General features: G+C 32.8%; 21 protein-coding genes and 3 rRNA genes. 19 read left to right on the forward strand and 5 right to left on the reverse strand.

What is annotated here, in order from left to right; genetic code table 11:
• The 5 genes from BMX03_RS09710 to BMX03_RS09730 form a co-directional block, all read left to right on the forward strand.
• A 23S ribosomal RNA gene (locus BMX03_RS09710) occupies positions 1-108 on the forward strand; the annotation flags it as partial.
• Between the two features lie 82 nt (positions 109-190).
• Positions 191-307: ribosomal RNA gene (rrf, locus tag BMX03_RS09715) — 5S ribosomal RNA — on the forward strand.
• A gap of 72 nt (positions 308-379) precedes the next feature.
• Positions 380-1,756: an amino acid permease gene (locus tag BMX03_RS09720; protein WP_008540230.1), complete on the forward strand. Its 1,377-nt coding sequence runs from the start codon at positions 380-382 to the stop codon at positions 1,754-1,756.
• Positions 1,757-2,030: 274 nt separating this feature from the next.
• On the forward strand, positions 2,031-3,152 hold the full coding sequence (gene ald / locus BMX03_RS09725) for an alanine dehydrogenase (protein ID WP_015563425.1): 1,122 nt from the start codon (positions 2,031-2,033) through the stop codon (positions 3,150-3,152).
• Between the two features lie 91 nt (positions 3,153-3,243).
• On the forward strand, positions 3,244-4,626 hold the full coding sequence (locus BMX03_RS09730) for an amino acid permease (RefSeq protein WP_015563426.1): 1,383 nt from the start codon (positions 3,244-3,246) through the stop codon (positions 4,624-4,626).
• Between the two features lie 104 nt (positions 4,627-4,730).
• Here the strand turns inward: BMX03_RS09730 and BMX03_RS09735 are convergent, their stop codons facing one another.
• From BMX03_RS09735 to queF, 3 genes are all read right to left on the reverse strand, one after another.
• Entirely contained in the window at positions 4,731-6,290 is a 1,560-nt protein-coding gene (locus tag BMX03_RS09735; protein WP_091695127.1) for a sigma 54-interacting transcriptional regulator, read from the reverse strand.
• A gap of 96 nt (positions 6,291-6,386) precedes the next feature.
• Entirely contained in the window at positions 6,387-6,959 is a 573-nt protein-coding gene (locus BMX03_RS09740; RefSeq protein WP_015563429.1) for a cob(I)yrinic acid a,c-diamide adenosyltransferase, read from the reverse strand.
• Positions 6,960-7,013: 54 nt separating this feature from the next.
• A complete protein-coding gene (gene queF / locus BMX03_RS09745) occupies positions 7,014-7,508 on the reverse strand; it encodes a preQ(1) synthase (RefSeq protein WP_015563430.1) in 495 nt (164 codons plus the stop codon).
• Between the two features lie 336 nt (positions 7,509-7,844).
• On the opposite strand from queF, the gene serC reads away from it, so the two are divergent.
• The gene (gene serC / locus BMX03_RS09750) at positions 7,845-8,933 is read left to right on the forward strand and encodes a 3-phosphoserine/phosphohydroxythreonine transaminase (protein ID WP_015563431.1); all 1,089 of its coding nucleotides are present in this window, start codon (positions 7,845-7,847) and stop codon (positions 8,931-8,933) included.
• 48 nt (positions 8,934-8,981) lie between these two features.
• On the opposite strand, the gene BMX03_RS09755 is transcribed toward serC, so the two are convergent.
• Positions 8,982-9,620 carry a YigZ family protein gene (locus tag BMX03_RS09755; RefSeq protein ID WP_008540238.1) on the reverse strand — a complete coding sequence of 213 codons (639 nt, stop codon included), beginning with the start codon at positions 9,618-9,620 and terminating at the stop codon, positions 8,982-8,984.
• 183 nt (positions 9,621-9,803) lie between these two features.
• Here BMX03_RS09755 and BMX03_RS09760 point away from each other — a divergent pair, with 183 nt between their 5' ends.
• Complete coding sequence (locus BMX03_RS09760) at positions 9,804-11,180, forward strand: amino acid permease (RefSeq protein ID WP_015563432.1); 1,377 nt, start codon at positions 9,804-9,806, stop codon at positions 11,178-11,180.
• A 44-nt stretch (positions 11,181-11,224) separates the two neighbouring features.
• On the opposite strand, the gene dhaM is transcribed toward BMX03_RS09760, so the two are convergent.
• On the reverse strand, positions 11,225-11,626 hold the full coding sequence (gene dhaM, locus BMX03_RS09765; RefSeq protein ID WP_018999866.1) for a dihydroxyacetone kinase phosphoryl donor subunit DhaM: 402 nt from the start codon (positions 11,624-11,626) through the stop codon (positions 11,225-11,227).
• 203 nt (positions 11,627-11,829) lie between these two features.
• Here dhaM and BMX03_RS09770 point away from each other — a divergent pair, with 203 nt between their 5' ends.
• The 12 genes from BMX03_RS09770 to BMX03_RS09820 form a co-directional block, all read left to right on the forward strand.
• Positions 11,830-12,882, forward strand: coding sequence for a DUF2939 domain-containing protein (locus tag BMX03_RS09770; protein ID WP_015563433.1), 1,053 nt, complete (start codon positions 11,830-11,832; stop codon positions 12,880-12,882).
• Between the two features lie 116 nt (positions 12,883-12,998).
• Positions 12,999-13,397, forward strand: coding sequence for a DUF3783 domain-containing protein (locus BMX03_RS09775; RefSeq protein WP_018999864.1), 399 nt, complete (start codon positions 12,999-13,001; stop codon positions 13,395-13,397).
• Positions 13,398-13,429: 32 nt separating this feature from the next.
• Positions 13,430-14,068, forward strand: a complete 639-nt coding sequence (locus tag BMX03_RS09780) for a hypothetical protein (protein WP_255361476.1) — start codon at positions 13,430-13,432, stop codon at positions 14,066-14,068.
• Positions 14,069-14,429: 361 nt separating this feature from the next.
• On the forward strand, positions 14,430-15,536 hold the full coding sequence (locus BMX03_RS09785) for a class II glutamine amidotransferase domain-containing protein (RefSeq protein ID WP_018999862.1): 1,107 nt from the start codon (positions 14,430-14,432) through the stop codon (positions 15,534-15,536).
• Complete coding sequence (locus BMX03_RS09790) at positions 15,524-17,155, forward strand: glutamate synthase-related protein (RefSeq protein ID WP_008540245.1); 1,632 nt, start codon at positions 15,524-15,526, stop codon at positions 17,153-17,155. The genes BMX03_RS09785 and BMX03_RS09790 overlap by 13 nt, the downstream gene beginning before the upstream one ends.
• 21 nt (positions 17,156-17,176) lie before the next feature.
• Complete coding sequence (locus tag BMX03_RS09795) at positions 17,177-19,513, forward strand: FAD-dependent oxidoreductase (protein WP_091695133.1); 2,337 nt, start codon at positions 17,177-17,179, stop codon at positions 19,511-19,513.
• A 111-nt stretch (positions 19,514-19,624) separates the two neighbouring features.
• Complete coding sequence (locus BMX03_RS11180) at positions 19,625-19,789, forward strand: hypothetical protein (protein WP_177159380.1); 165 nt, start codon at positions 19,625-19,627, stop codon at positions 19,787-19,789.
• Between the two features lie 70 nt (positions 19,790-19,859).
• Positions 19,860-20,384 (forward strand): nitroreductase family protein, encoded by a 525-nt coding sequence (locus BMX03_RS09800; RefSeq protein ID WP_091695136.1) that lies wholly within the window; start codon positions 19,860-19,862, stop codon positions 20,382-20,384.
• Between the two features lie 236 nt (positions 20,385-20,620).
• Positions 20,621-21,586, forward strand: a complete 966-nt coding sequence (locus BMX03_RS09805) for a bile acid:sodium symporter family protein (RefSeq protein ID WP_008540251.1) — start codon at positions 20,621-20,623, stop codon at positions 21,584-21,586.
• 258 nt (positions 21,587-21,844) lie between these two features.
• Positions 21,845-22,516 (forward strand): YjbE family putative metal transport protein, encoded by a 672-nt coding sequence (locus BMX03_RS09810; protein ID WP_018999857.1) that lies wholly within the window; start codon positions 21,845-21,847, stop codon positions 22,514-22,516.
• 24 nt (positions 22,517-22,540) lie between these two features.
• A complete protein-coding gene (gene htpX / locus BMX03_RS09815; protein ID WP_018999856.1) occupies positions 22,541-23,410 on the forward strand; it encodes a zinc metalloprotease HtpX in 870 nt (289 codons plus the stop codon).
• A 457-nt stretch (positions 23,411-23,867) separates the two neighbouring features.
• Positions 23,868-24,030: ribosomal RNA gene (locus tag BMX03_RS09820) — 16S ribosomal RNA — on the forward strand; the annotation flags it as partial.

Genomic DNA, 24,030 nt, shown 5'->3' on the forward strand with positions numbered 1-24,030 from the left:
AGCGAAAGCTTGAAAGACACCTTGAAGATGACGAGGTTGATAGGCCAGGAGTAGAAGTTCAGTAATGAATGTAGCGTACTGGTACTAATAAGTCGAGAGCTTAACTTAAAAAAAGAAATGACTTGGAGCAAAGTAATCTTCTGAGTGGTTTTGAAAGATTAATATCTTTCAAAAAAGAAAAAAGAGAATATCTGGTGACGATGCCTAAATGGTTCCACCTGTACCCATACCGAACACAGTAGTTAAGCATTTAGAGGCCGAAAGTACTTGCATGGAGACGTGCTGGGAGGATAGGAAGTTGCCAGTTAAGAAAAAAGCACTGAAATATCTCAGTGCTTTTTTCTTTATCAAAATACAATTTAATAATGAGGTGAATGTTATGAATTTATTTCGAAAAAAAGACATTGCACATTTAGCACAAGATGCTGAAAAATCTGGATTTGTACGCAATTTAACTGCGTTTGATTTAGTTTTTTTAGGCATTGGTAGTGTTATTGGAACAGGTATTTTTGTATTAACCGGAGTAGGTGCAGCTTTATATGCAGGCCCTGGAATTGCCATTTCCTTTATATTGGCCTCGGTTGCTTGTGCTTTTGCTGGTTTGGCTTACGCGGAATATTCCTCAATGGTACCAGTATCTGGAAGTGCATATGCTTATACATACGCTTCATTAGGTGAATTTATGGCGTTTTTAGTAGGTTGGAATTTAATTTTAGAATATACAGTAACATGTAGTACAGTTGCAGCTGGTTGGTCTGGTTATGTAGTGGGCTTGTTGACATCAGGTGGATTAAATTTATCTATAGATTTTTTAAAAGTTCCAGCAGAAGGTGGAATTATAAATCTTCCTGCAGTTTTTATTACTATGTTTTTATGTATTTTGTTGGTTAGAGGTACAAAAGAAAGTATTTTTATAAATCGCATTTTGGTTTTTGTAAAAATAGCAGTTATTTTTATTTTCTTATGCTTAGCTATTCCTAATATTGATGTTAGAAATTGGGATCCTTTTTTGCCTTTTGGTTATCAAGGTATTGCCTCTGGCGCTGCAATTGTATTTTTTGCCTATATTGGTTTTGATGCTGTAGCAACATCAGCAGAAGAAGCAAAAAATCCTTCTCGAGATGTGCCTATCGGTATCTTAGGTTCACTTGCAGTTTGTACTTTATTATATTTTATTGTGGCAATGGTATTGACTGGAATAGTGCCTTATACTCAATTAAATAATGCAGAACCTGTAGCTTATGCTCTTCGTGTCATTGGTTATCCTTTTGGTTCAGCTATTGTTGCAGTAGGTGCTATTTGTGGTATTACTACAGTATTACTTGTTTTATTATATGGTCAAGCACGTGTATTTTTCGCTTTGTCTCGTGATGGTATGATTCCAAAGGGAATTTGTAGAGTGCATAAGAAATATCATACACCATATTTAGTAACCATTGGTGGTTGTATTTTAGTTTCTTTGATTGCTGGATTTGTACCAATTAATGTAATTGCGGAAATGGCAAATATAGGTACTTTATCAGCATTTTTTATAGCTGGTTTTGGGGTATTGTATTTGCGTATTACACGACCTGAGATAAAAAGAGGTTTTAAATGTCCAGCAATTTACATTGTTGGGCCAATGGCTATGCTTAGTTGCGGTTATTTGATGTATAATTTGCCAGCACTTACATGGATTAGATTTATTGTTTGGTGTATTGTAGGCATTATTATTTATTTTGTATATAGTTATAAACATTCTTTGTTAAATAAATAGGAGATTATCCATAGGAGATTAAAGAATTTACACTTTAATCTCTTATTTTTTTATAAAGTGTAATAAAAATTTTACAGATGTAATAATATTATTACAGTTTTTGTAACAAAAATATTACAAAAATAATAGTGATGATAAAAAATGCTTATTTATCAATATAAAATTTTTATATTTGATTTTGGCACGGGATTTGCATTATATATAAAGTGTAAATCAGAAATGATTATACATAGTCTTATAATAAATTTTTTCGACCTGAAGGAGGGTTTATATTATGATTATTAGTGTTATTAAAGAGATTAAAAACAATGAAAACCGTGTTGGCTTAACACCTGCGGGAAGTGAAGCTTTAATACGTGCAGGACACACTGTATTAGTAGAAAAATCTGCTGGTGTTGGCAGTGGTTTCCCAGATGAAGCTTATATCGCTACTGGTGCTGAAATTGTTGAAAATACAAAAGAACTCTTTGATAGAGCTGATATGATTGTTAAAGTAAAAGAACCATTACCTGCTGAATATGATTTATTCCATGAAGGTCAAATTCTCTATACTTATTTACATCTAGCTCCAGAACCTGAACTTACAGCTGCTTTATTACGTCATAAAGTTGTTGGTATTGCATATGAAACAGTTAGAGGCAGAGATGGTCGTAGCTTACCACTTCTTTCCCCAATGAGTGAAATTGCTGGTCGTATGTCTGTTCAATTAGGTGCTCAGTTCCTTGAAAGTCAATATGGTGGACGCGGAGTATTATTAGGTGGCGTTAGTGGTGTTTGCCCAGGTCAAGTAGTAATCGTTGGTGGCGGTATCGTTGGTACAAATGCTGCAAAAATGGCAGTTGGTTTAGGTGCTAGAGTTACTATTATCGACCTTTCTATCGATAGACTTCGTTATCTTGATGATATTTTCCATGGCCGTGTAGTCACAGAAATGTCTAATAGTTACAATATTGCTAAATGGGTAGCAAGAGCTGATTTATTAATTAGTTCTGTACTTATTCCAGGTGCAAAAACTCCTATTTTAGTAACTGAAGATATGATTAAAACAATGAAAAAAGGTTCAGTTGTTGTCGATGTTGCAATTGACCAAGGTGGCGCAGTTGAAACTTGTGATCATTGCACAACTCATGACAATCCAACATTTGTTAAACATGGTGTAACTCATTACTCTGTAGCAAATATTCCAGGTGCAGTATCTAGAACTTCTACTTTGGCATTGACAAACGCTACTTTGCCTTATGCTTTAGCAATTGCTAATAAAGGATATAAACAAGCTTGCCTTGACGATCCTGGTTTAATGCAAGGTATTAATACTATAGATGGTAAAGTAACATTTAAAGGCGTAGCAGAAGGTTTGAATTTACCTTATTATGATATTCACGAAATCTTAAAATAAAAAGCTAAGGCCTGGTTTTACCAGGCCTTTATTTTTGAAAAAAAGAGAAAGTAAGTGATGTTTTCGTGTTGTAGAAAAAGGAGTGTTTTTTATGGATTTGTTCCGTAAGAAAGATATAGGTGCTTTACGTTCAATGGCACAAAAGTCCGGTCTTACTAGAAATCTAAGCGCATTTGACTTAGTATTCTTAGGTATTGGTAGTGTAATTGGTACAGGTATTTTCGTTTTAACAGGTATTGGTGCTGCATTGTATGCAGGCCCTGGTATTTCCTTATCATTTGTATTAGCTTCCATAGCTTGTGCATTTGCAGGTCTTGCTTATGCCGAATATGCGTCAATGGTTCCCGTTGCAGGTAGTGCATATGCATATACATATGCTTCATTAGGTGAATTCTTAGCCTTTATTGTAGGTTGGAATTTAATTCTAGAATATACAGTTACTTGCAGTACTGTTGCTGCTGGTTGGTCAGGTTATGTGGTAGGATTGTTGGCTTCTGGTGGTATTGAATTACCAGTTGCATTTACAAAGGTTCCAGAAGAAGGCGGTATTATTAATGTACCTGCTATTGTGATAACTATGTTTTTATGTATTTTATTAGTACGAGGAACAAAAGAAACAGTAATGGTTAACCGCATTTTAGTATTTGTAAAATTAGCAGTTATTGCACTTTTCTTTATATTAGCAGTTCCTAATGTTGATCCAATGAATTGGGAGCCATTTTTACCATATGGAGCACAAGGTATATCCGCTGGGGCAGCTATTGTATTCTTTGCTTATATCGGATTTGATGCTGTAGCAACATCAGCTGAAGAAGCTAAAAATCCAGACCGTGATTTACCAATTGGTATTTTAGGCTCATTGGGTGTTTGTGCTGTATTGTACTTCTTCGTAGCACTTGTATTAACAGGTATTGTTCCTTATTCTGATTTAAATACACCAGAACCAGTAGCATATGCACTTCGTGTAATCGGTTATCCAATTGGTTCTGCTATTGTTGCAGTAGGTGCGATTTGTGGTATTACTACTGTATTACTTGTACTTTTATATGGTCAAGCACGTATTTTCTTTGCGTTATCTCGTGATGGTATGATTCCAGCAGGTATCTGTAAAATTCATAAATTATACAGAACTCCTTATTTAGTAACTATTGGTGGTTGTATTTTAGTATCTATTATCGCTGGTTTTGCACCTATTCATTTAATCGCTGAAATGGCAAATATTGGTACATTATCCGCATTCTTTATTGCCGGCTTTGGCGTACTTTATTTGAGAATAACTCGTCCAGAAGTTCCTCGTGGGTTTAAATGTCCAGCTATTTATTTTGTATCTCCAATGGCTATGATTTGTTGTGGTTATTTGATGTATAACTTACCAATTCATACTTGGATTCGTTTTGTAGTTTGGTGTGTAATTGGTTGTATTGTTTATTTTGGTTATAGCTATAAACATTCTAAATTAGAATCTGGAAATTGATTTAATAAAAGGTCTTACCAAAGTGAGCTACACCTCTAAAAGTTGGACCTAGAAACATAGAAACAACTTTTAGAGGTGTAGCTCAAATGAGTAAGACTTTTTTATTAATTATTTTTATCAAAATTTAAATTATATTCTTTCATTTTGCGAATTATACTTGTATGAGATAAACCAAGTGCAGCACCTAATTTACGTGAAGAATTAAATTTTCTCATTGCTTCTTTAATAATATTCTTTTCAGTGGAACGAAGAGCTTCATTTAAATTTAAGGTAGAGTAATTATTTAAATTACTGCCATTATTGGTTGTGGGCATTTGGTTAAATAATATAATGTCATCAGCAGTAATCTCTGGTCCTCTAGCTACATTTATAGCACGTTCAATGATATTACTTAATTCGCGGACATTTCCCGGATAATCGTAATTGTTGAGCTTTTCAAAAGCTTCTTGAGAAATGGATTTTATACTTGTATTAATATTATTTACTGTGGATTGGAAAAGATAATTTGCTAGTAAACGAATATCTTCTCTGCGTTCTCTAAGTGGCGGTAGGTATAATGGTATTACATTTAAGCGATAATATAAATCTTGGCGGAATAATCCATCTTTGACCATTTGTTCGAGATTACAATTTGTAGCTGAAATAATGCGAACATTAATAGGAATTTCGCGGTTACCGCCGATACGACGAACTCTATGTTCTTGAAGTACACGCAATAATTTTGCTTGGAGAGTGGAGGAAATATCGCCTATTTCATCAAGAAATAAAGTGCCACCACTAGCTAATTCAAAAAGACCTAATTTACCACCTTTATTAGCTCCAGTGAATGTACCTTCTTCATAGCCAAATAATTCACTTTCAAGTAGAGTATCAGGTATAGCTGTGCAGTTGATAGCGAGAAAGATATTATCATGGCGTGGTGAAGCGTTATGGATTGCTCTAGCAAATAATTCTTTCCCTGAGCCAGTTTCCCCACGTATGAGAATAGTAGAATTACTGCTAGCATAATGTTGAGCCGACAAAATTAATTTTTCCATAATATCACTTTGGTGAATAATATCTTTAAAACTAATAGAAGGCTGTCCTGTGATTTTTTGATATATTTGACGAACAGTTTCCATATCACGAATGACAGCAACACCACCATATAAATTATTATTTTCATCTAATAGTGGTTGACTACTGACCATATAGTGATTATCATATTCTTCAGCATAAACTTCATGATGAAGATATTTTTTTCCAGTTTGCAATGTTTTTAATAATAATTTACAAAAAGGTAATGCTTTGGAAATATTTTGCCCTAAAATATCATCATTGGGAATTTTTAGAATTTTTACAGCAACTTTGTTGATGTAGATGATATTTCCGTTTTTATCGGTGATGATAATACCCTCATTAATGGTGTTGAAAACAATATCCATTTGTTGGTATTTTTCATTATGAGGCATTAACATAATGGATTTTATTTGAACAATACCAGATAATTCATGAAGCTCAGATAATATTTTCTGTTCTGTTTTATAAGATAAAGCTTCTGTTTCTAAATATGTAGTATTTTTAATAACTTCCATAGAGATTATATTTACATTGTATTTAAGTAAGATTTTTGATATATCATAGACTAATCCATGGCGGTCTTTATTTTCAATACATATTTTCATAGATTATAAAGCACCTCTTGAGAAATGTTTAATTTAAATATGCTAAGAAGTTAAAAAAAATAAAATTTCTTAGCATATTGTAGAAGATTAATAAAATTAGTTTTCAATACCTTTGCGACCTTGGAGTCCTTGTTGATAATAGTGTTTTACTTCTTGCATATCAGTGACTAAATCTGCACGTTCACATAGCCACTGAGGAGCATATCGACCAGTACAAACTATTTCAATATCTGAAGGTATTTGATTTAAAACAAATTCTAAAGTTTCTTTAGTGATTAAGTCATAATACATAGCGACATTGATTTCATCAAGAATAATTAAATCGTAGTGAGTATTATTTATTTCTTCAAGTAAATTTTTTAAACTGTCATTAACTAATTTTACATAATCTTTAGGTGGTTTACCTTCGGGATAAACTTGGAGCATATCTCCCCATTTTTTGATTTCTTCATCAGTCAACATACCTTCTTTAGCAATAAAATAAGGTTTGCCACTAGTTGTCAATTTCAATTGTGGGGCGAATTTTTGTAAAATAGCTTGTTCACTATAAGCTAAAGTTTTCATAAATTGGCAAAAATAAACTTTTTTATCAGCACCTAAACTGCGAATAGCAAGACCGATGGCTGCTGTAGTTTTACCCTTGCCATTGCCTGTATAAACTTGAAGCATATAATCATTTCCTTTTAGTTTGATTAAAATTCATCTTATGGAATTTATTTTTAATTAACGATTATCTACTTTATCTAAGCGATATAAATCATGATTTACAAAACGAGTTTGAGCTAATTGTTCATATTTTGTATCAGGGCGACCATAATTTGTATATGGGTCAATGGAGATACCGCCACGAGGTAAGAATTTTCCCCATACTTCAATATATTTAGGGTTCATAAGTTTAATTAAATCTTTCATGATGATATTTACTACATCTTCATGAAAATCGCCATTATTTCTGAAGCTGAATAAATATAATTTTAAGGATTTACTTTCCACCATTTTTTCATCAGGAATATAAGAGATATAAATTGTACCAAAATCTGGTTGACCTGTGATAGGGCAAAGTGTAGTGAACTCTGGGCAATTAAATTTTACCCAGTAATCATGGTCAGGGTGTTTATTATCAAATGTTTCTAATACATCTGGACGATAATTAAATTCGTATTTTACATTTTTTTGACCTAAAAGCGTAATGTCTTTAGTTTCTTCGCTAGTGCGCATCTATATACCTTCCTTTTAAATAATTAATCATTGCACGTATAAAAATAAAGTGATTAATAAATATTATATCATATTTATGAAATGATGTAGAAATATGGTTAAGTATTAAAACTTATAAGCTTGATTTACAAATTAGCAATAAAATAGAATATTATTACTTGACTAAAATACTTTTGTAGCAGTAAAATTGACATATTATCATAGATATTTTAAAATAATATCATATTTTTTACAAAATGTTTATTTAAAATATAATATTGTAAGATGGTAAAAGTATTATTAAAATATAAGTTCAATAAGGAGAACTTATATTTTTATTTTTAGGAGGCTTATTCGATGGAAAATCGTATTTACAATTTTAATCCTGGTCCTGCTATGCAACCTTTAGAAGTATTACAAGAAGCTCAAGCTGAATTTTTAAATTTTGCTAAAAGTGGAATGTCAATTATAGAAATCAGTCATCGTTCTAAACAATATGAACAAGTACATAATCAAGCAAAAGCAGATATAAAAGAGCTTATGGGTCTTGGTGATGATTATGAAGTATTATTTTGCCAAGGTGGAGCAAGTATGCAATTTACTATGATTCCACAGAATTTTGCTGTTGATGGCAAAGTGGGTAACTATGTATTATCTGGTAGTTTTGCAACTAAAGCTTATGATGAAGCAAAACTTTTAAATCGTGGCTTTGTAGCAGCTTCTAGCAAAGATAGAGATTTTAAACATATTCCAACTCAAGATGAAATTAAATTAAGCGACAATGCAGCATATCTTCATTTATGCTACAATAATACAATTTATGGTACAGAATATCATTACATTCCAGAAACTGGCGATGTGCCTTTAATCGCGGATATGTCTTCTGATATGTTATCTCGTCCACTTGATTTTTCTAAATTCAGTTTAATTTATGCAGGTGCACAAAAAAATCTTGGCCCTGCTGGTGTTGTTGTAGTCGTTGCTCGCAAATCTTTCCTTGAAAATTCTCCAAAAGAAGTGCCAACAATGCTTCGTTATGATACTTATTTAAAGAAAAATTCCTTATATAATACACCTCCTGCATTTGGTATTTACATGGTAGGTAAAGTAGTATCATGGATAAAAGCAAATGGCGGTTTAGAAGCTATGGCGAAGAAAAATGCAGCTAAAGCTAAATTAGTTTATGATGCTATCGATAATAGTGATGGTTTCTATGTTGGTCATGCAGATAAAGATAGCCGTTCTTTCATGAACGTTACTTTCCGCTTACCAAGCGAAGAATTAGAAGCTAAATTTGCTAAAGAAGCTTTAGAACATGGTTTAGGTGGCGTAAAAGGTCATCGTTCTGTTGGTGGTATGCGTACATCTATTTATAATGCAATGCCAATGGAAGGTTGCCAGGCTCTTGTTGACTTTATGGAAAAATTCCGCAAAGCTAATAAATAAATTTAATAAAAAATCCTTAGTAGCTAAATCTAACTACTAAGGATTTTTTTATTTTGCATTTAAGGGAATATTTAAGTAAACAGGTTCTAATTCTTCTATTTTTATGCGACCGGCAGATAAATTAGTGATGTCTTTTAGGATATTTTCGCTGTCATTTTGGGCTAATAATAAAGTAAAGCTTACGATATCACTATAATCTTTATTTTGTATGCGGATTTCTTTTTGGTGGAGATAATTTTCAAAACTGCCTAGCAAATCATAATTTAAATCTAGTTTATAGCAATTAAAGATGGATTTTTTTACAATAGTGGAAACATCAAGTCCCAGGGTTACAGATTTTCCATAGGCACGAATTAAACCGCCAGCACCTAATTTTATACCACCAAAATATCTAGTAACGACAACGACAATATCACTTAATTCATTTTTTTTGAGGACTTCAAGCATAGGAGCGCCAGCAGTGCCACTAGGTTCGCCATCATCGCTTGATTTTTGGATTTCACTGCGTTCGCCAATGATATAAGCAGAACAGTTGTGGCGAGCATCAAAATGTTTTTTCTTTATGGACGAAATAAATTCTTGAGCTTCTATTTCTGTTTCTACATGTTTAATATAAGTTAAAAATCTGGATTTATTGATTTCCCATTCAGTAAAGTATTCGCCTTCGATTGTTTTATATTCAAGCATAATTTCACCTCAAAATAATTATAATATAAATAGCATGAAAATTTTTATAAGTTTTTTTCTTTTTGTATGGTAAAATGATGAATTTTATAGTATTATTTTTGTAATAAAAATAAATATACTTTAGAGTATATAAATAATATTAAGAAAGGTTGTGTTATTAAGGAGATGAACAACAAACCTATAATGAATAGGGGTCTGAAAAACAGACATATACAGCTTATTTCCCTTGGGGGAATTATTGGGAGCTGTTATTTTTTAGGTACTGGTTATGTATTAGAACAAGCAGGACCTGCTTCTATTTTAGCTTATTTATTGGGCGGAATAGTAGTATTATGCGTTATGCTATGTTTGGCTGAATTAGCGGTAGCTCAGCCTGTGTCTAGTTCTTTTGTCACGTATGCAAATGACCATATATCGCCTACATGGGCATGTGGTGTCGGTTGGGCATATTGGTTGAATTGGATTGTTTATGTACCTGCAGAGATGATTGCAGCGGGGATTATCATGAATCAATTTGTACCTGAGGTCAGTCAGTTATGGTGGGCTGTATCGTTTGGTCTAGTTGTTACCTTTATAAACCTATTCAGTGTAGGCAAGTTTGGTGAAAGTGAATTTTGGTTATCAATTATAAAAATAGTCGCATTAGTAGTTTTCAGTATTATTGCTTTTGCTATTTGTATGGGCTGGGCTGGTGAAACTGGCGAACCTATTGGAACAAAAATTTTATTAGCTAGTGGCGGTTTTGCTCCTCATGGATATTGGGCAATTATCATGACAATGGTAATTATCTTAGTTAATTTCCAAGGTTCAGAAATAATTGGCTTAGCTGCCGGAGAATGTAAAGACCCAGCAAAAAGTATTCCTATAGCAGTTCGCAATGTTACTTGGAGAATTATTGCTTTATATATAATACCAATTACTTTATTGATATCAATATTGCCATGGGACGAAGCAACTTTGACAGAAAGTGTATTTGCAGCAGCACTTCATCGTTATGGATTTGACTGGCTTGGATATATGTTTGCTTTTGTTATTCTTACAGCAGCAATTTCTTGCTCTAATTCAGGTCTATATGGTGCGGGCAGAGCATTACATGGACTTTCTAGACATAATATGGCACCTAAATTTTTAGGTAAATTAAATCATAATGGTATGCCTCAAAATTCAATTATTGTATCTATTTGTGCTTGCTGGATTATAATTTTATTATATACTTTAGATACAAGTGAAACAGCATATACTTATTTATTAGCTGTTTCTGGATTTACTGGTGCTATGGCTTGGATTTCTATTTGCTGGAGTCAATATAATTTCCGCAAAAAAATGATGGCAGAAAATAGAGTATCTGAATTAAAATACAAAACTCCATTTTTCCCTTATGTAACTTTATTTGGAATTTGGGTACAAGTATTTTGTCTTATTGTAATTGCCTTTACTGATGATTTACGTTCTACTTTATATGCAGGTATTCCAATGATGATAATACCGATGGTGATTTTTAAATTAAAACAGATAAAAGCTCACCGTGCAGAATTAGTTCGCAATAAAACAGAATTATAAATGATAAAGAAAAAAAGCTGTACATATTATATGTACAGCTTTTTTTATAATGGAACCTTTTTTATGATGATGTCTTCAACAGTCTTTTTTATACTGAATATATCACTATTGAATGAAGCTTCAACAGCAGCAATAACAGCTCCTTCAACTAAAGGCGCATTAGCTATTTGAATTTTACTGATATCTTTATCATCTTCATCCATCATATCAATAACCATTTCAGTTGTTAATACAGAACTTCCTAAATCAGTAAGTATAAGAACTCCATCAGCTCCATTTACTTTTTCGATGGCAGATTTTATTTTTTTCATATCGGTGCCAAGTTTTCCATCTGATGTGCCTCCTGCGGCCATGATTTTCAATGCAGGGTCTGCCATTTGGAGAGCTAGCTCTTTAGTTCCATCTGCAATTAAAGAACTATGAGATACGATTACAATACCTATCACGAAGCACACCTCTATCCAAGTATAAATTAAGTTCTTAGATAATAATATGTTACTTGAGCCATAGTGTCAATCTATTAATACTATATTTTAGATAATATCTATAGATAAAGTATTGCATAAGATGTGAATAGGTGCCATAATTGATATTGAAGATATAATATATTATGGGAATTATTAATTAAATTATAATTGGAGGAAAAACTATGGTATTATCAATGCGTACTAAATTAAAGATTTTTGCAGCAGCAATATTATTAGTACTTGTTGTTATAGGTGGAGGCTTGGCATATTTTAATTTTTATGTAAAGACACCCGAATATACGCTAAAAGCTATACAAGAATCAATACAAAATCATGACGTAGATGAATTTAATAAGTATGTAAATGTTGATAATGTTGTAGCAGGTGTAACTAATAATATGCTAGATGGTATAATTGCATCGCAAACTAATTTGCCAGAAGAAGCAAAAGTAGCAATGAATAGTCTAGCTACAATGTTTAAAGCACCAATAGTTGCTAGCTTACAAGAAGGTTTAAATAACTATGTAAAAACAGGTAGTTGGCAATCTGGAAAAACAACAGCAGATGCTCAAGGTGCCATGATAAATTCAGATATGATATTAGAACAATCTGGATTGACTGATTTAACTTTTGAAGGAATTGATTATATCAATACAAATGAAGATAATGGTACAGCTGAAGCTGGTATAAAAGTAACTCAAAGTGAAATTAATCAGCCATTTGTATTTAAAGTGTCATTAGAAGAACAAGCAGATGGTTATTGGAAAGTTGTTAGTGTAGACAATTTTTCTGATTTTATCAAAGCTCTAGAAGATGGCAGAAAAGAATTTATAAAAGATTATTTGAGTCAAACAGCGCTTATTATCATTGATAAAGAAAAGATTTTAACAGAAAATGAAGCAAATCTAAATGCAGCATTGAATTTAGGAACATTGGGTAGTAGTCAAACTAGAACTGATTTGAAAAACGATATTGAAAATAAAATATTACCTCAATTGAAAGAGTTACAAGAAGCATTACAATCTGTAGAAGTGCCAAAATCAGCAGAAACATTGCATAATTTACGTTTAAAAGCATGTGAAAGTAAAATAGCTTATTATCAAGATTATGCTAAATGGTTAGATAATAAAGATATAAAAACATTAAGAGAAGCTACAGATAATTTGAAAAAAGCTAAAACTATGGAATATGAAGCTAATTTGTTGACTAAACGAATTGAAGGACAAATAAAATAAAAAATAAAGCTCCTGATAGATATATGTAAATATTTCTATTGGGAGCTTTTTTCATAAAACTCTATTCTTGTTTAAATTATATAGATAATTTATAATTGGGAAGAGGTGATTTTAGTATGAAAAAAAATATTCAAGAAATGATTTTATTATATAATTTTACAGATGAATTACGCTTAATGGAAATAAAAACTTTATTAGAAGCGATGAAAATAAAAGTTATTACTGTAGATAAAGAAGAACATTATCAAAAAATTGGTTATTTATTTGGTTTAAAGGGATTTAACAAAGTACAGCCAACAAATGAAGAAGTGTTAAATTTTGAATATGAATTAATGATGTTTCATAATTTTACTAAACCTAGATTAGATAATGTCTTAAAAGCAATGCGAGAAAAAAATCTGCAAGTGCCTATTTGCAAAGCAGTTGTTACGACTTTTAATCGCTTTTGGAGTATAGCGCGTGTTTGTCATGCACTAGAAAAAGAACATTTAGCGATGCAAAAACAAGATGCATAAATATTGGTTTTAAAATGGAAAGGTGAATTTTGTTGGATAATAAAGAATCATTTAATAAAGTAGGGATATCTAGAAATGATGAACCTACAAGATTTTTAACTGAAGAAGAAATGGAGCAATTAGAGCAAGCTAGATTTAATTATGAAACTAAAGTAGAAAATACGCCAAAAACTACGGTTGAAAAAAATAATAAGATTAAAATAGAAGATATAGCTCCTGAAACGAAAACAAAGTTGACTATTTCTCAAAAAACTAAAAATGTTGCACAGACTGTAAAAAATGTTGTAAGAAAAATTCTCATAGTCGCTAGTTTTGTAATTGTAGCTATACTGGGATTTTATTTGGCTTTTTCTTGGAATATGCCTATTGATAGAGATGATGAAGAAATAGTAAAAACTGAAGTGAGACAAGAATTAAAATTAGATGATAAAACAGATGAAAATAATTTTGACACTCAAGTAAGTGAAAAGGTAGAGACTTTTGAAGCAAAAGTAGATAAGGCAAAGAAAATTCTTGGTGGATTAGAAGAAGATATAGCACAAGATAAAGACCTAAAAGAAAATATAACTGATCTAAAAAATTCTACACAGGGCTTTTTAGATGAACATAGCGACGAGATAAGTATATTGAAATATAGATTAGAAAATTTAATAAATGAGTTTTTAAAATAAAAGGCAGATATTTTCTGCCTTTTTTATTTTGTATACAGTAAAACTATACAATACAATTTTATGCAGTAAAGTAAAAGAAGCCTAAAAATATGCTATTTTATTATACTTTGTTAATATGTAAATCTTCATTTTCTGCATAATAATTTTTAAATATACAAAACAGAATATTACAACTATTTTAAATAGCTTTTAAATATAAGGGTTTTGTGTAAAAGATAAGATTTATTTATTGTATAAATATATTGACATCGTAGTAACAAGTTTTTATAATGTATATTGCACTTTATTATAAAGGTACATTATAAAAATACGAATGTATTTATTTTGATGTGTTTTAAATAATTTATTGGAGGCGGTTATTGTGTGTAGAATAGGTTCTATAAAAAGTAAAGTTCCTGTTAGTCCGGCAAAAGCTTTAAAATTAATGATACCTCAACAAGAAGGTCATGATAACTCTGGATTTGCTATGGTTATGAAGGATTTATATGGTATTTTTTCCGATTATAAAGATAAGCCGTTACTTTCTTTAGCTTGTACTCAACGCGGTGCAGAAATGGTTGAAGAATATATGGACAGCCACAATTTTATTCAGTTGGCTGAATGGATTCCCGTCCCTGATAAACAACCAGGCTTAGATATTCAAGCTATGCCATATTATATATTCCGTAATTATGATTATCCTGAATATTATAAAGATAAATCTGAAGAAGAAAAAGGCGAATTGTTATTAGATACACGTTTAGCTCTTCGTAAAATATTAGAAGAATCAGGTAATGGTTTTGTATATTCATTTTGGCCAGATGTACTTACTTTAAAAGAAATTGGTGACCCTGCTGATATTGCTACATATTTCCATCTTTGGAATGAAAATGGCTGTTTACTTGCTAAAAATATTGTTGCTCAATGTCGTCAAAATACAAATTATGACATTGTACGTTATGCAGCACATCCATTCTTTTTACAAGGATATACTCTTTGCGCTAATGGTGAAAATACATTCTTTACTAAAAATAAAGAGTTCCAAAAATCTTTACATCGTGGATATATAGGTTTTGAATCAGACTCTCAAAATTTCTTATATACACTTCATTATGTTTTACATGAATTAAAATGGCCTATTGAATATTTTAAACATGTAATTACACCTCTTCCATTTGAAGAAATTGATAAACGTGAAGATAAAGAAGTATTAACAGCTATTCGTCAATCTTTAGCTAATTTAGAAATAAATGGACCAAATACAGTTATTGCTAATTTACCAGATGGCAGAATGATGACATGCTGTGATTCTAAAAAACTTCGCCCAGTTGTTGTAGGTGGCGATGAAAATATGGTAGCTATTGCTTCAGAAGTTTGTGGTATTAATGAAATATTGCCAAATAGAGATATGAGCAAAGATATTTATCCTAATGAACGTGAAGTTGTAGTAATTAACAATGACTTGGAGGTTCAAAGATGGAAACAGTAAAAACGCAAGATATAAGTACAAACGACCTTAATTGGAAAATTGAATATGATATGGACCGTTGCACTATGTGCGGTAGCTGTTTAGCAACTTGTACTTTTCAAGCAATTAAAGCAGATGTAATTCGCATAGATAAAACTACTTCTGATGGATTATTTCCAGATCCAAAACATACACATAAAGCAATTCCTGTTATAAAACAGGTAAAAACACTTGCAAATGCTTGTGTTGGTTGTGGTATGTGTGAAAAAGTTTGTCCAAATGGTGCTATTCGTCCAGTGAGAAATGCTGATACAAGAAAAACATTGCTTTCTCGTGACCATGGCCCTATTAAACGTGGTGGACGTACAAATTTAAATGCACAAAGAACATTAGATAGCATTATTGTAGGTCGTATCAGTCAGATGACTGACCCTGCACTTGACTCTCAGCGTCATACTTTTGATATACGTTCTCCATTTGGTAGAGTATTACCAGCAAAAGATTTGCCTTTAAAAATGGAAAATGGCAAATTAGTCATGGAACATAAAGCACCACCAGTAAATTGGATTTATCCACTTATTTTCTCTGATATGTCCATTGGTGCTTTGTCTACAAGAGCATGGGAAGCTGTTGCTCTTGCTTGTGCTTATTTGAATGAAAAATGCAATATTCCAATTCGCATGAGTTCTGGTGAAGGCGGTATGCCAATTAAACTTTTGGAATCGGATTATTTAAAATATATGATTTTACAGATTGCTTCTGGTCACTTTGGTTGGAACCGTATTGTAAAAGCTCTTCCTAAAATGAAAGTAGACCCAGCAGGCGTTCTCATTAAAATTGGTCAAGGGGCAAAACCTGGTGATGGTGGTTTGCTTCCTGCAGCTAAAGTAGCAGAACATGTTCAGGCAATTCGTGGTGTACCAAAAGCTACACTTTCTTCTCCACCAAACCATCAAGGTTTGTATTCCATTGAAGAATCTGTACAGAAAATGCATTTATCCATGAACGCTGCTTTTGGTTTCAGAGTTCCTGTAGCTATTAAATGTGCTGCTTCAGCTACTTCTGTATCTGTATATAATAATTTACTTCGTGACCCTTATAAAATTTGTGGCGGTTTCTTCATTGATGGTATTCAAGGTGGTACTGGTGCTGCAAATGAAATTTCCTTAGACCATACAGGTCATCCAGTTGTTTCCAAAATTCGTGATTGCTATTTAGCAGCTGTTAAACAAGGTCTTCAAGGTCAAATTCCACTTTATGGTGGTGGTGGTATCGGTCTTACTGGTAATGCAGCAGCTGATGCTTTCAAAATGATGTGCCTTGGTGCAAATGGGGTATTCTGTGGTAAAATCTTAATTCAACTTTTAGGCTGTGTTGGTAATGAACATGGTCGTTGTAATTCCTGTAATACTGGTAAATGTCCAACTGGTATTTGTACACAAGACCCTCGCCTTGTTAAACGTCTTGATATTGATAAAGGCGCACAAAAAATCGTTGATTATGTCTTAGCTTTTGACCAAGAACTTAGAAAACTCATGGCTCCAATTGGTAACTCATCTCTTCCAATTGGTAGAAGTGATGCTCTTGTTTCTACAGATAAAGCTATTGCTGAAAAACTTGGCATTCAATATGTATGCTAATTAGTGAGGAGGATTTTTAAGATGTTTACTATAGATACTTTAGTTGGACATGAACGTATGTCCACACAAGATTTACTCCTTGCTATTGGTCAAGCTGTAGCTCAAGGAGAAACAGAATTTGAAATACACGCTTCTGGTCAACATGATATTGGTGGTCCATTATGGCATCCAGAAGGAAAAAAATTATTTTTCCATGTAACTAACGCAGGTCAACGTGTTGGTTGTATGTGTCTTGATAATACAGAAATCGTAGTAGATGAATCATCTTCTGCTGATGTTGGCTGGCTTAATGCTGGTGGTAAAATCACTGTTCGCGGTGATGCTGGTGATACAGCTGGTCATTGTTCTGCTGGCGGTAAAATTTATATCGGTGGTAGAGCGGGTACTCGTTCTGGTTCACTTATGAAACATGATCCACTTTATGAAGAACCACAATTATGGGTATTAAAAAATGTAGGTTCATTCTCCTTTGAATTCATGGGTGGCGGTAAAGCTGTTGTCTGCGGTGTAGATAGTGAAGAATTTGCAAGTGTACTCGGCGAACGTCCATGTGTAGGTATGGTAGGCGGTACAGTATATTTCCGTGGAAAAATAGATGGTTATCCAGCAGATATTCGCTTGAAAGATTTAACAGATGAAGATATTGCATTCTTAGATAATAATATGGATGAATTCTTGGAATCCATCGGTAGAACAGAACTTCGCAGTGAATTATCTGATTGGCAACAATGGCATAAACTTGAACCATTAACTTTTGCAGAAAAACAAGCTATTGCTGATAAACAACCAGATATAAAATCCTTCCGTCAAAATGAATGGATAAAAGGTGGTATGTTCAGTGATGTTGCTGTAGATGATTTTGCTGTAAATCCTACAGTTGTAACAGGAACATATCGTCAAAGAGTTCCTTATTGGGAAAATGCAAAATTTGCAGCTCCTTGTGAATTTAGTTGTCCATCAAATATACCAACTCAAAAACGTTATAACTTAATTCGTCAAGGTAAATTAGAAGACGCAATTAAACTTGTATTAGAATATACACCATTCCCAGGTTCTGTCTGTGGTAGTGTTTGCCCTAATCCTTGTATGGAAGGTTGTACTCGTGGTGGCATTGATGAAGCTGTACAAATCGGTCAACTTGGCTATTTATCAGCTTTTACAAAAGTTGATGCACCAAAAGTTAAAACTGGCAAAAAAATCGCCGTTATCGGTGGTGGGGTAGCTGGTTTATCCGCTGCATGGCAACTTGCTCGCAAAGGTCATGATGTAACTGTTTATGATGATGATAAACATATGGGCGGTAAACTTGAACAAGTTATTCCTCGTGCTCGTTTATCTCATGAATTATTACAGTCTGAACTTAAACGCATTGAAGATATGGGCGTTAAATTTGTACCAGAATGCAAAGTTGATGCTGATAAATTTGCTCAAATTAAAAATGATGCAGATGCTGTTGTTGTAGCAACAGGTGGTCATAAATCTCGTTTCTTTAACTGGGAAGGTAAAGAAAAACTCGTCATGGGTCTTCAATTCTTAAAAGCTGTAAATCGCGGTGATAATCCAAAAGTTGGTAAACATGTAATCGTTATTGGTTGCGGTAATGCCGGCATGGATACAGCTCGTGGTGCTTATGATATGGGGGCAGAAACTGTTACTTGTATTGACGTACAAAAACCAGCAGCTTTTGATGAAGAAATTGAATATATTGAAAGCCGTGGCGGTAAATTAGTTTGGCCATTTATGACAACAAAAATCACTGACGAAGGTATCTATGATGATAAAGGTCGTTTCATTCCAGGTGATATGGTTATGGTATCAATCGGTGAAGCACCTATTCTTGATTATTTACCACAAAATGATAGCATTAAAAAATTCCGTGATTGGGTTGTACCAAATAAAGACAATTCTATTTTAGATGGAGTATTTGTAGCAGGGGACGTAATCAAACCTGGTCGTTTAACTGATGCTATCGGTTCAGGTCAAAAAGCAGCTTATTATGCAGATGCTTATGTGATGAATAAAGAAGTAGAAGCTTTCCCTGAAAAACAGCAAGTAAATAAAGATACTTTAGCTAAAGCTTATTTTGATAAATGTCATCATTGCAATCTTGGCGAACCAGCAGATGATGTAAATCGTTGTATCAGCTGTGGTACTTGCCGTGATTGTGAAACTTGTATGCAATCTTGTCCTGAAAAAGCAATTACACGTATTCAACATTTAGATGGTAGCTTTGAATATGTATCTGATGCTAATAAATGTATCGGCTGTGGCATTTGTGCAGGTGTTTGTCCTTGTGGTATTTGGACATTGAAAAATAATCCTGAAGAAATAAAGATGTATAGAACTAAAGCTGAATAATTTTATAATCGGTGTTGATAAAAAGCTATCTGTTAATTTGACAGATAGCTTTTTTATTGAAATATATATTAATTAAAGTAGAGAAGTGAAAAAAAATTGAGAAAATCTTTGATGGTAAAATTTTTAATTTTGTGTTTGTTGTTAGTTATAGGAGCAGTATTTCATATTTTAAATGTACCTCAACTCATGGAAGAATTTGTTAGATTTATAGCTGTAATTATAGCACTTGTGATGATAAAGCAAGTTTTTGATTATTTTCATGAAAAAAGAGAATAAGATTATTTAAAGGATTTCAAATAAAAATTGTGGAATTAGAATAATATAGACATTTTAAGGAGGTTATATAATGACTAATGAAGTTATAAAAGCTATGATTGAAAGACGTTCTTGTCGTAAATTTAAAGCTGAACAAATAAAAGATGAAGAGTTACAAGCTATATTAGAAGCGGGTAAATATGCAGCTACAGGTAAAGGATTGCAATCTCCGAAAATGGTAGTTATTCAAAATCCTGAAGTAATTGCAAAATTATCTAAATGGAATGCTGATATTATGGGAGTAACATCTGACCCATTTTATGGAGCACCTACAGTGATTTTAGTTTTAGCTGATGCAACAAGAACTACAGCTATTCAAGATGGTTCACTTGTTATGGGCAATTTAATGCTTGCAGCTCATAGCTTAGGAGTGGCTTCTTGCTGGATTAATAGAGCAAAAGAAGAATTTGCTACAGAAGAAGGTAAAGCATTATTGAAACAATGGGGTATTGAAGGTGATTATATCGGTGTTGGACATTGTGTATTAGGATATTCAGCAGTTGATTTACCAAAACCTGCTCCTCGTAAAGAAGATTATGTAGTTTTTGTTAAATAAGCATAATATAAATAGATTTCAAGGTATTTAATGGACTTTTTATAGACATTAAATACCTTTTTTATTTGACAGAAGTTAATTTTTGGAGTATTATATAAGCTAATACTTGTAAATGTGTAAACATTATATATACTTAAATATCTTATTTTATAAGATGAAACTTTATTTTACATATTTTAAATGCATTTATAATATGGTTTTTATGGTGGACTTATAGTTTTTATGGAGGGATTAAGATGAAGACGTTAGAAGCAATCAGTAATTTTATATCGAAATATATGGCGGCTTTTGTTATTATCGTGGCTGCAATTGCTTTGTTTATGCCATGGACTTTTACCTGGTCGGCGAAATATGTTACATATTTATTGGGCATTGTCATGTTTGGTATGGGTATGACTTTGCGTTTTGAAGATTTTAAATTAGTATTTAAACGTCCTAAAGATGTATTTATTGGGGCACTTGCTCAATTTACTATTATGCCAGCACTTGCTTGGGTTTTAGCAACATTATTTCAATTACCACCAGAACTTGCAGTCGGTGTAATTTTGGTAGGTACTTGCCCAGGTGGAACATCTTCAAATGTTATGACTTACTTGGCACGTGGTGATGTAGCATTATCCGTATCTATGACAATGACAACTACAATTTTGGCGCCAATTGTTACACCTATTCTCAGTTGGTGGCTCGCTGGTGCATGGATTGATATTTCTTTACAAGCAATGATGATTTCTATTATTCAAGTAGTAGTAGTACCTATTGCTTTAGGTATTATCATCAATAAATTCTTTGGTGATTTTGTACGCAAGGCTATAAAATTATTACCTCTTATTTCCGTAATTGCTATCGTTTTAATCGTAGGTGGCGTAGTATCTGTTAGTGCACAAAAAATAATGGAAACTGGCTTACTCATCATGGCTGTAGTTATTTTGCACAATATGTTAGGTTACGCTTTAGGTTTTGCTATTGCTAAAGCTTTAAAAATGGATATGGCTAAATCAAAAGCAATTTCTATTGAAGTAGGTATGCAAAATTCAGGGCTTGCAACATCTCTTGCTATGATGCACTTTGGTGCTGTAGCAGCTATACCAGGAGCAATCTTTAGTGTATGGCATAATATTTCTGGTTCTTTAGCAGCAAATTATTTAGCTGGAAAAATGGATAAAGAAGAAAAAGCAGTTGCTAATAAATTAGTAGAAAATTGATTTAAATTATAAAGTGATAAATCATATCTTGCAGGTAAATATTGAATATGCTATATTATTAGTAATGATTACTTACTCGCAAGGGGAGTAGCTGAACGATTGATATCGTCAATACGAGTTTATCTCCGGTACAATCGACATTTAACATGTAAGCAAGACCTTGTTTCCTAGGCTGATGTTTTAGGAAGCAGGGTCTTTTTTTATATCATCAATATGATACAAATTAATTTAGAAAGAAGCGATGAATAAGTGGAAGGCATGTTTTCTGCGGCATGGTTTGCAGCTCTAGGAAGTATTTTGTTATTGGATTTAATTTTAAGTGGTGATAATGCTATTTTAATAGCTATGGCATGTAAAAGACTTCCTGATAAACAGAAATTGAAAGCCATGATAATTGGTTGTATGGGAGCTGTAATAATTAGAGTATTATTAACTTTATTTGCTACAGAATTGTTAGGTTTACCATACTTACAATTTATAGGAGGAATTCTTCTACTATATATAGCAGTTAAATTGTTGACTGACCATGGTGATGACAAAGCCGGTGATAAACAGCCGACTACTTTGATGGCTGCAGTAAGAACTATTATTATTGCAGATTTTATCATGAGTTTAGATAATGTATTATCTTTAGCAGGCGTAGCTAATATGGTTCCAGAAGGAAAATGGAGTTTAATTATCTGTGGTTTGATGATTAGCTTGCCAATCGTATTATGTGGTGCGCAATTATTTTTAATGATAATGAAAAAATTACCAGGTCTTGTTTATGTAGGTGGCGGTATTTTAGCTTATACTGCTGCTGAAATGATGGTAATGGATAGAGTTATTGGTGTTTACTTAGTGGAATGGAGTTTGATTATTAAAGTTGTATTGGTATTAATGATATTGAGTTTTGGTTGGTTTAAAAATCATAAAAGTTGTAATTGTTAACAGAACTTTAGGAGGAAATTATTTATGAATATGTTAAAAACGACGTTATTGATGGCGGCGTTAACAGGTATATTGATTGCTATTGGTGGTGCAATTGGCGGCAGCACAGGCGCTGTGGTTATGTTTGTTATCTCTTTAGGATTGAATTTCTATACTTATTGGAATAGCGATACTATGTGTTTAAGAGCATATAATGCTAGAGTGATAACACGCGAAGAAGCACCTAATCTATATGATTTAGTAGAAAGATTAGCAGAAAGAGCACAACTTCCTATGCCAAGAGTAGCTATTATTGAAGCTGATGAGCCAAATGCTTTTGCTACAGGTAGAAATCCAGAACATGCAGCTGTAGCTGTAACAACAGGAATTATGCGAGCTCTTACTTATGAAGAATTAGCAGGGGTTATCAGCCATGAGCTTGCCCATGTAAAACATCGTGATACATTGATTGGAACAATAGCAGCTTCTATTGCAGGTGTAATTTCTATGATAGCGAATATTGCTCAATTTGCAGCTATTTTTGGTAGCAATAATGATGATGAAGAAGGTTCTAATCCATTAGTATTGATGGCAACAGCTATTATAGCTCCTATTGCTGCTGCAGTAATTCAGATGGCTATTTCCCGTACACGAGAATATGATGCAGATGCTGAAGGTGGCCGTATTTGTGGAAATCCGCTTTATTTAGCAAATGCCTTGGAAAAAATAGAGCATTATGCTAAATATGGAGAAATACCAAATGCGAAACCAGAAACTTCTCATATGTTTATTATTAATCCTTTAGCCGGCAAAGGAAAATCTATAGCAAATCTATTTAGTACACATCCATTGACTGAAGATAGAATTGCGAAACTTCATGAGCAAGCTAGTCAGCAAGGTATTACAACAGTTTAATAAAATCTGTAAAGTTAATAGATATCAATACGAGATGGCATGTTATTTATTTAGTATGCTATCTCTATTTTTATTGAAAAATAAAGGATTTTGATACATTTTATAAGTGATTTATAAAATATTTATTAAAAAATGTAAAAAAATCACAAAAAAGATGTTGACAAAGTGATTTATAGTAGATATAATAATTAAGCACTCAACGAGAGGGCAACTCAAAAGAAGAAAATTGTTAAAAACAAAAAATAAATTAAAAAAGTTCTTGACAAGATAAACTTCTTGAGTTAAGATATACAAGCTGACTTTTAAAGCCAGCAGGAAATGTTCTTTGAAAACTAAACAATGCACAATATGTTTTCTAACATAAACGAATGTGCGGTATCTGCTGTATAGCAGATTACCTAATAAATTCTTTTTAAACAGATAATTAAAGAGCCAATCGGTTCTTCGAAAAATAATTTTTTTGGAGAGTTTGATCCTGGCTCAGGACGAACGCTGGCGGCGTGCTTAACACATGCAAGTCGAACGGGGTGTTTATTTCGGTAAACACCAAGTGGCGAACGGGTGAGTAACGCGTAAGCAATCTACCTTCAAGATGGGGACAACACTTCGAAAGGGGTGCT

The sequence above is a fragment of the Megamonas sp. Calf98-2 genome (assembly GCF_900110235.1).
In the GTDB taxonomy this organism is placed as follows: domain Bacteria; phylum Bacillota; class Negativicutes; order Selenomonadales; family Selenomonadaceae; genus Megamonas; species Megamonas funiformis.